General features: G+C 68.5%; 9 protein-coding genes. 4 read left to right on the forward strand and 5 right to left on the reverse strand.

From position 1 onward, the window contains the following. Positions 1 to 24: 24 nt before the first annotated feature. Positions 25 to 219: a Trm112 family protein gene (locus ABZ464_RS29355; protein WP_359281455.1), complete on the reverse strand. Its 195-nt coding sequence runs from the start codon at positions 217 to 219 to the stop codon at positions 25 to 27. Between the two features lie 377 nt (positions 220 to 596). On the opposite strand from ABZ464_RS29355, the gene ABZ464_RS29360 reads away from it, so the two are divergent. Continuing rightward, entirely contained in the window at positions 597 to 911 is a 315-nt protein-coding gene (locus ABZ464_RS29360; RefSeq protein WP_359281458.1) for a hypothetical protein, read from the forward strand. Positions 912 to 1230: 319 nt separating this feature from the next. Here the strand turns inward: ABZ464_RS29360 and ABZ464_RS29365 are convergent, their stop codons facing one another. Both ABZ464_RS29365 and ABZ464_RS29370 read right to left on the reverse strand, forming a co-directional pair. Next, positions 1231 to 1638: a PIN domain-containing protein gene (locus ABZ464_RS29365; protein ID WP_359281460.1), complete on the reverse strand. Its 408-nt coding sequence runs from the start codon at positions 1636 to 1638 to the stop codon at positions 1231 to 1233. Continuing rightward, the gene (locus ABZ464_RS29370) at positions 1635 to 1910 is read right to left on the reverse strand and encodes a hypothetical protein (protein WP_359281462.1); all 276 of its coding nucleotides are present in this window, start codon (positions 1908 to 1910) and stop codon (positions 1635 to 1637) included. The genes ABZ464_RS29365 and ABZ464_RS29370 overlap by 4 nt, the downstream gene beginning before the upstream one ends. Before the next feature lie 1021 nt (positions 1911 to 2931). Between ABZ464_RS29370 and ABZ464_RS29375 the strand changes: the two genes are divergently transcribed. Further along, positions 2932 to 3498 (forward strand): TetR/AcrR family transcriptional regulator, encoded by a 567-nt coding sequence (locus tag ABZ464_RS29375; protein WP_359281465.1) that lies wholly within the window; start codon positions 2932 to 2934, stop codon positions 3496 to 3498. Between the two features lie 17 nt (positions 3499 to 3515). Here the strand turns inward: ABZ464_RS29375 and ABZ464_RS29380 are convergent, their stop codons facing one another. After that, complete coding sequence (locus tag ABZ464_RS29380) at positions 3516 to 4136, reverse strand: ScbR family autoregulator-binding transcription factor (RefSeq protein WP_359281468.1); 621 nt, start codon at positions 4134 to 4136, stop codon at positions 3516 to 3518. 131 nt (positions 4137 to 4267) lie between these two features. After that, positions 4268 to 5050: a response regulator transcription factor gene (locus ABZ464_RS29385; protein WP_359281471.1), complete on the reverse strand. Its 783-nt coding sequence runs from the start codon at positions 5048 to 5050 to the stop codon at positions 4268 to 4270. A 445-nt stretch (positions 5051 to 5495) separates the two neighbouring features. Between ABZ464_RS29385 and ABZ464_RS29390 the strand changes: the two genes are divergently transcribed. Together ABZ464_RS29390 and ABZ464_RS29395 are read left to right on the forward strand one after the other, a co-directional pair. Next, complete coding sequence (locus tag ABZ464_RS29390) at positions 5496 to 6428, forward strand: ScbA/BarX family gamma-butyrolactone biosynthesis protein (RefSeq protein WP_359281473.1); 933 nt, start codon at positions 5496 to 5498, stop codon at positions 6426 to 6428. Continuing rightward, entirely contained in the window at positions 6425 to 7384 is a 960-nt protein-coding gene (locus ABZ464_RS29395) for an NAD-dependent epimerase/dehydratase family protein (RefSeq protein ID WP_359281476.1), read from the forward strand. The genes ABZ464_RS29390 and ABZ464_RS29395 overlap by 4 nt, the downstream gene beginning before the upstream one ends. Positions 7385 to 7862: the final 478 nt, after the last annotated feature.

Here is a 7862-nt window from a genome sequence, read left to right on the forward strand (position 1 = left end):
CGTGTGCTTCGGGCCGCGTCGTGGCTACTCGTCCGCAACCGCCGGTTCTTCCTGCGGCACCGGCTCACCACTGGTGGGCAGCAGTTGAGGGATTCCGTCGACGATCGGATAGCGGCGGCGCAGCCGAGGGTTGTAGAGGGCGCCCTCCTCCAGCAGGGTGAGTGGGCCTTTGTCGATCGGGCAGGCGAGGATCTGCAGCAGTGGGTCGTCGGCGTGCATGGTTCGCTCCTTGTAGGGGTGTGCGCGAAGAGCCGTTGACGTCGGGTGGGAGGGGCTTGAGGCCGGCCGTGCTCTCTGGTCGTGGCGGGGCAGGGTCAGCAGGACGACGACGGCGAGCCCGGTCCCACCGAGCCGCAGCCCTGGCCGTGCCGGTTCCGGAAGCCGGGAAGTGCGCATCTTCGGGACGGCGACATGGTGGCCCGCGCCGACTCCAAAGCCCTGTTGGTTCGGCACGACGGCCGAGGCCGCCTTCACCTCCGCGCCGCATTCCGCGCCCCCAGTACTGGCACAGAGGCATCGACCTCGAGAACGCCGAGGCCGTACGAACACCTCTGCTGGGCCTGTACGACGGCTGGGACGAGCGCCTGCTCGACCTCATGCGGGCCGGCGAGGGCGGCTTCACCCACCGCCCCGCGCACGCGCTGCCCACGTATACCTGGGACCACGTTTCGGGCATCACGCTGCTGGGCGACGCCGCCCACCTCATGCCCCCGTCCGACGTCGGGGCCAACCTGGTCCTGCTGGATGGCGCGGACCTTGCCCAGGCCCTCGTCACCGAGGACACCATCGACGAAGCGGTACGCGCCTATGAGGTCATGATGCGGCGGCACTGGGCTGCCGCTGCCCACAGCGCCGCCCAGGCGATGGCCCGACTCCTACCGGACCCGGCGTGCCGCAGGTGGCCGTCTTGAACACACGGGCTCAGCCTTCGATCTTACGGGCGGGATGGGACCGGACGGGCGGCCCCCCTCGCTGGACTGACAGTCGTGCTGCTCGTCCCTCGCGTCGGCGACCAGACCGCCAGGGGGTGCGTGTCCTTGGCGTCGGTGTCACCGACAAGACAGCCGCACGGGAATTGGGCATGTCGCTGCGCATGCACCGCCCCCGATCGCCGAACTGCTCGCTGCCTGGATGCGGCCTCGCGCTTCCAAACCGGAGCGCGGGCGGGAGAGCTGGGACCGTCCCGCAGGTGATCAACCCCGCGCGCGGCGAACTTGGCAAACGCCAAGTTCAGACGTCCTTGATCTGCACGCGGTCACCGCACAGTTTCGACCAGTCGTCGCGGTCCGAGGTCAGCACAAGGACGGGCGCCGGGACGCGGAGCGCCATCGCGGCGACGAGAGCGTCGATGGCGTATTTGTGGCCGTGCAGGCCACCGGCGTCGCTCAGCAACTGCACCGCCGTGAGACTGTCAGCCTGAGTGACGTCTTTGACCTGAAGCCGGGAGAGCACCCAGTGCAGCCGGGCGGTGTCCGTCTTCCCGTAGACGGCCTCCACCACGGTCAGGGCCGACACGAGGACGGGCACGCCTACCCGCCGAGCGGCCTCGATCCGGGTGACCATCTGGCGGTCGTTGCGCAGGAGCAGCGAGAGTGCCTGGGAGTCCAGAACAAGGGACCTGGCCGCGGGTTCCTTCATGCGGCGCTGTCGCCGGACGCGTACGGCGCCGGTGCGTCACCGAACAACTCGCGCTGCGCGGCCTGTACCTCGGCTTCGCTCAACGGTTCATGCTCGGCCTCGTAGGCGGTCACAATCTCGGCGAGGCCGTCCATCGCCAGCTGATGCCGGACCGCCGCTGTGACGTACGCGGACACGCCGCGCTTGCCGGTGCGTGTGCGCAGAGCGCCGAGGAGTTCCGAGGGCATCGAGACGGAGATGTTCTCCGTGCCTCCGGGACGGGGTGACTTCATGACATCAGTCTAGTACATGAACTATTACAACGTTGGGGTGCTGTGCGGCCCACATCGTTGGTGCGTAGTCTTGGCGCCCTGGATCTTCTTGTACTCAGTCGCGGCGCCCGTGCTGGATCGGTGCTGGATAATCGGGCATTTCCACAGGTCAAAGCCTTATGGCGGAGTTCCGCTTCAATGTGTAGCCGTCCAGTTACCGCACGTTAGATGGTTCATCAAGCGTGCAGGTCGGAAGGGGTCGGGCTCTGATGAGCCCGACCCCTTCTGTGTTCCTCGGCCTCGTGGGCGTGGTGCAGACGTCGGCGTCCGGCGACCCGACCTCCTGGCTGTCCGGCTGTGCGGTGGGAGGATGCGGGATCTCGCCGAGGCCTGTTTCCGCAGGTGGGAGCGCTACCGTAGTCGTTCTGCTTCAACGTGTGACCGGGTCGCCGCCCTGCGCCGGATGAAGCGTCGAACGCGCACCCGATGAGTTCGGCCTGGCGGGGTGCTTCGGGGGGCGGTCCAGGTCCTCCGTGAGCCGGCCTTCCGCGCGCGGCGGGCGCATCCAGCAGGGCGGTGCGCTCTCGACTCCACCGTAGCGACTCGACGAGGCCGGGGCCGCGGGATCGTCACCCACCGGTTCACCGGCCGGCGGGCCGCGGCCCCCACGTCCTTGGAAGGCAGGCGTACCGTACCCGCGCCGCACCGGCTGCTGACCCCGGGCTGCCTCGGACGGCCACGCTTTCCAGAGGGGTCCGTACACCCGTTCGCGCAGGCTGGGACGGACGCGGGTCTGCCCGATGCGTGTGCACCGCCGCCGGTCGGGGTGACGGCGCAATCTGCCGTTGAAGGAACTTTTCCGATGAAACCAGGTCATGTGCACCCGGGCTTGAGGAATGCTTGAAGGTGCCTCGAGAATCCCCGCGTGATGAGTGCCAGCAAAACAGGCATGGTTGTATGATTCAGAGGCGCGCCGCTGCGGCGCCGTGAGTGTGTCCGTCCACGGTGGCGGCCGAGAAAGAAGAGAGATGGCGGGTGCCTGATGCAGATACGGTCCGAGCGCACCCGTCAGGCTCTCGTCCGTGCCACGGCCGAGCTGATCGCGGACGGCCGGCCCTCCGATGCGGGCCTGATCAACATCTGCCACAAGGCGGGGGTGAGCCGTGGGGCGCTCTATCATCACTTCGCCTCGACCGCGGCACTGGCCGCCGCCGTGTACGACCAGGCCCACAGCAGGGTCGTCGCGCTGACGGGCGAGGCTTTTCAGGGGTCGGCGACGGACGCGCCGGAACGGTTCTTCGTGGCGCTCGGCGAGGCCCTGCGAACGGAGAAGGTCGTCCGGGCAGGTATGCAGCTGGCTGCGGACGGGTCGGTCGGGCCACCGTGTCTCCGTGACGACTTGCTGTCCCTCGCGGGCCAACGGGTCGCCGACGGGTGTCAGGATCCTGTACACCCTGCGCAGGATCTGGCTGATCTGGTCGTGGTGTTGGCCGCCGGGCTGGTGGCCCTGGGCTATACGGACCCACGCTGGTGGGACGGCGAGACCTCGCAGCGGTTGTGGGAACTTCTGCGTCCGCTGTACGTCCCGGCGAAGGGGGAGCGTGATTGACGCCGCCGAGCTGCGGCTCAGTCCTGCTCGGCGGCAGGCGGCGGGGTGATGCGCAGTCGGCTGATCAGGCCCGGGGTGGCGAGCCCCGGCAGCATGAACTGCCAGAACGTGGTGACCCGTTCGGGCAGGTCCGCACGGTTGGCGTAGGCCTGGGACATGATTTGGAGGCCCGTGAAGGAGCCGACGATGGTCGCCGCTGCCGCCCCGACGTCGACACCCGGCAGGATCTCGCCCTGCTCCCTGGCCTGCCCCAGCAGTTTGAGGATGGCGGCGTTGGACTGATCGTAGGCGGTCTGTGGCGGGGAGGAGAAAGAGGTCTGCTCGACCGTCAGACGCACACTCGCGCGCAGTATCGGGTCGTACTGGAGCCGCCTGGCGAATGCCATGGTCACGTCGATCACGGCCTGGAGCTTCATCGGCTGGTCCGGCACCTCCAGGGCCTCGGCGTGCGCGTCCACCAGGGCCAGGGCGATGGCCTCCTTGGAGGGGAAATGGTGGTACAGCGAACCGCGGGTGAGCCCGGTGCGGGCCAGGATCTCGGTGGTGCTCGCCGCATCGTAGCCACGCTCGTCAAACACTTGAGCGGCTGCGAGCAGAATGGAGTACCTCGATCGTTTGCCGCGTTCCTGCTGAGCCATACCGGATCCTCACCTGAACAGACTTGCCTGTATCATAACTCGGGCGCCCTGATGCCAGGGCGCCCGAGTTACTGTCCGTTCAGGGGTGTTTCCCGTTCCGGTACGGCTCGCAGGGTGGCTCCGGACGGGCCCTAGGGATGGCCCAGCCGGAAGCCGACTCCTCGTACCGTGGTGATCCACTTGCTGGAGCCGAGTTTGGCTCGCAGGCTGCTGATGTGGGTGTCGACGGTTCGGCCGCGCGGGGACCAGGCGTCGTCCCAGACCTGAGCCATGATCTGCCGCCGCGGGATGACGGTGCCGGGCTGCGAGGCCAGCAGATGGAGCAGGTCGAACTCCTTGCGGGTCAGGTCCACCGGCTGCCCCTCCACCATGGCCACGCGGGCACTCGCGTCGATATGGAGCGAACCGTGGCGAAGTACCTGAGGTGCGGCGGTCGGCTGTGAGCGCACCCGGCGCAGCACTGCATCCATCCGGGCCAGCAGCTCGCGGAAGCCGTAGGGCTTGACCAGGTAGTCGTCGGAGCCGGCTTGCAGTCCGAGTACCCGGTCCAGTTCCGAGCCGCGGGTGGTGACGGTGATGATCGGGGTGTCGCTGACCACCCGGATGCCCCGGCACACCTCCAGGCCGTCCAGATCGGGCAGGTCGAGGTCGAGCAGGATCAGATCGGCGTCGCGGTGCGCCCGGAGCGCCTCGGTGCCGGTGGCCACGTTCCAGGCGGTGTAGCTCTGCCGCGCCAGGCCCTTGAGGAGTGTGTCGGCGGTCCGGGCGTCGCTCTCGATGACCAGGACACGCAGGGGCGCTGCTTCCTGGTCCGCGGCCTGCGGGGCGAGCGCCGGCCTGGGCGGGGTCACCTCCCGGCGGCGGGGGTGGTGTTGCTCCGGTATTCGTTCGAGTAGGTCTGCCTGGCGATTCATCTGCCCCCTCCAGATACGCAGTCACGTCATCACGCACTGCTGAACGCTCACGGCGACGAGGTTAGCAAACAGACTTGTCTGATTGTCAACGACCTTTGATCGATCGAGTGGGCGTCAGTCGTGGGTCGGCATTCCCGTGGGGACCGTAAAGGTGCAGCTCATGCGATGAGTTGAGTGGGCGGCGGGGGCGGGTGGAAGGCCGATCCGGCCTGGGCCGGCCTCCATGGGAATCGTACAATCCTGCCTATTTTTGCGACGTCCTGGCTCGAGTGGGCAGTTCGGTGTGATTCGCCGGCAGGCGAGAGGTGATCGTCGCGCTTGGTGACTAAATTTTTACTTGAAAAAACGAACCGACCTGTCTGTATCTTGGAGGCCGTCGGCCACGGGGGAGGTTGTCGGCGTACGGCTGGTTCCCCCTGCCCGGAAACTGACAGGAGAACTGCACATGCCGTACCTCCGCCAGACGTCGCGACTCACCACCACCGTTCCGCGCGAGTTCGTCCACCGCGCTGCCGTATCCGAAGTGCTGCTGACCGGCTGGGAGGCCGAAGCCCCGGCCGGTTCGGGCGGCCAGGACAGCTTCGCGGTCAGGGCCCAGTGGCCGCGCAGCCACGCTCTGTTCGCGCCGGACGGCGGCTACCAGGACCCCATGCTCCTGAGCGAGTCCGTCCGCCAGATCGGATCGCTCCTCGCTCATGCCGAGTTCGGGGTCCCCTTCGGCCACCAGTTCCTGATGCGGGACATGTCCTTCACCGCCGAACCCGAACTCTTCGTCGCGGACGCCGCCCCCACCGAGATCGACATGCGTACGGCATGCAGAGACATCGTCCAGCGGGGCGGCTCACTCACCGGGATGCGCTACGAGGTCACCGTCGTGCGCGACGGCCGGGCGTTGGCCACCGCCGGGGCGGCCTTCCGGTGCCTGAGCCCTGACGTGTACCGGCGGCTGCGCGGTGAGCGTCCCACCACCGCGGCCCGAACCGCGCCGCCGGCGATCGACCCGGGCGCCGTGGGCCACACCAGTGCCTCGCATGTCGTCCTGGCCCGCCCCGAACCGGGCATCGGCAACCGCTGGGAACTGCGCGTCGACACCGCGCACCCGACCTACTTCGACCACCCGGTGGACCACGTCCCCGGCATGGTCCTGCTGGAGGCTGCCCGGCAGGCCGCCCTCGCCTCGACCGGGCTGCCCGACGCCTTCCTGCTCGGTCTGAAAAGCGGTTTCACACGCTACGCCGAATTAGACGCCCCCTGCTGGATCGAGGCGCAACCGGTCCTCCACGGCACCGCCGGCGAGGTCCTGGTACGGGTGCGCGGCTCGCAGCAGGAGAAGGCCGTCTTCACCGCGGAACTCGTCCTGAGATCCCGTACCCGATGAACCGGCCACCCCGGGAGAGCATCACCGCGCCCACTCTCCTGATCGCCGGTGCATCCGGTTTCGTGGGTGGTCACGTCCGCCGCGAGGCCGAGCGTCGGAAGGTCGACCTGCGGCTCATGTCGCACCGTAGGCCCGTGTCCCCCTCCGTATCCGGCCCCCGCACCGTCCCGGCTGACCTGTCCGACCCCGCGACTCTGCGCGGAGTCTGCGAGGGCGTCGACATCCTGATCCACTGCGCCTCCCGGATCGGCGGAACCGCCGAGGCGAACGAGGCGGTCAATGCCCGCGGCACCGCCGCTCTCGTCACCGAGGCACGCCGCGCGGGCGTCTCCCGCATCGTGTACCTCAGCACCACGTCCGTCTACGGCCGTGGGACCTTCCGCGGCAGTCGGCCCGAGGAACTCACCCGCAACCCAGGATCATTCACCTCACACACCCGCGCCCGCGCCGAGGACGCCGTGCTTGCGGCCGGGGGCGTCGTCCTGCGGCCCCATCTGGTCTACGGGGAAGGGGACATGTGGGTGGGCCCGGGAGTCGGCCGGCTCCTGCGCACCCTGCCGGGCACGGTGGCGGGCTGGCCCTCGCGCATGTCGCTGATCGCCGTACGGGAGCTGGCCGGGCTGCTGGTGGCCACCGCCCTCGCGCCCGCCTCTGCCCTGACCGCGTCCGTCTACCACGCCGCCCACCCGGTGCCCGTCACCGCGGAAGCCCTTCTGCGGGCCTTGGCCGGGTGCATCGGGACACCCTGGGCGGAGCGGGAACTCACCGTCGAACAGGCCCGGGCCGTTCTGGCGGAGAATGACCAGGACCTGTCCGCGCTCGACATGCTGACGACCGACCACGTCTTTGACAGCACGCCGCTCTGGGCAGACGTCCGCAGCGATCCCGGCGCCGGATTCGACCACGACTTCCGGCACACGGCGCACTGGTACCGCAGAACTCTGCAATCGACGTGAGCTCATGCGAGGTGAGCGCGGAGGGCCGGCGCGGCCGGCTGCTGCTGTGGCTTGACGATCGACCTGGACGACGCTCCCTGTCTCCCGGAGATCCATCAGAAGGGCCCCAGCAGGCGGGATCCGGCGTATTCGCGTCTTCTGCCGGTCCTCGCGCCACCCTGCCGCCCAGCCCGCCGGACGCAGGCCCCGTGTGGCCTGCGTCCGTAGGTCGCCTGACGAGTTTCTGACACTCACCTGGCTGTTTTCCCACACAGTCGCCATGGGCTTGTTGAATCTGACCGATTCCTGAAATCAGCTCCCTTGAACGGCCGTTCGCCGCCGCCGAAGCTTGAAGGCATAGTCCGGTGCGATGTCACCAGGGGCCTTTCACAAGGCTGGAGAACGAGAGTGCAGACGCGAGCCGATCGGGAGAAGACCTACTGTGCGCAAGGTGCTCATCGCCAACCGTGGCGAAATCGCTGTCCGCGTGGCCCGGGCG

This window comes from Streptomyces sp. NPDC005820 (assembly GCF_040630255.1).
In the GTDB taxonomy this organism is placed as follows: domain Bacteria; phylum Actinomycetota; class Actinomycetes; order Streptomycetales; family Streptomycetaceae; genus Streptomyces.